At 65.5% G+C, this 490-nt stretch carries 1 protein-coding gene; it reads right to left on the reverse strand.

Annotated features, from left to right (window positions below; all coding sequences use genetic code 11):
- Positions 1-127: 127 nt before the first annotated feature.
- Entirely contained in the window at positions 128-421 is a 294-nt protein-coding gene (locus ACWJ6R_RS37930; protein ID WP_084009112.1) for a transposase, read from the reverse strand.
- Between the last annotated feature and the right edge of the window lie 69 nt (positions 422-490).

Below are 490 nucleotides of genomic sequence, written 5' to 3' on the forward strand. Positions count from 1 at the left end.
GCGGTGGCCGAGGCCGGCCGCTGACGCCACTCGTAGTAGCCCGAGCGGGACACCCCCAGCCAGGCGCACATCTTGGCGATCTTATGGTGGGCCTTCTCCGCATCGATCAGCTCGTACTTGGCGAGCGTCATCGACTCTCGGCCGCGAAGAAGGCGGCTGCTTTTTTCAAGAACGTCAGCTTCTCTCGCAGCTCGGCGTTCTCCCGCTCCAGTTCGCGGATCCGGGCCCGCTCCGGCCCGGACAGCGGCTGCTCGTCCTGGCCGTGCACGATCCGGTGCCGGTGCACCCAGCTGCCCAGGGTGCTGGCGTTGATCCCGAACTCGCGTGCCACCGACGCGACCGTCCGCTCGCCCTCCAGCACCATGCGGACGGCTTCTTCCTTGAACTCGGGCGAGAACTGCTGCCTGCGACGCCTCGTCACGTACCTACCTCTTCCGGATTTCTGTCAGCTTATGTAGCCAACTGTCCGGAATTTGCTGGGCACCTCACG

The sequence above is a fragment of the Planomonospora algeriensis genome, assembly GCF_977012225.1.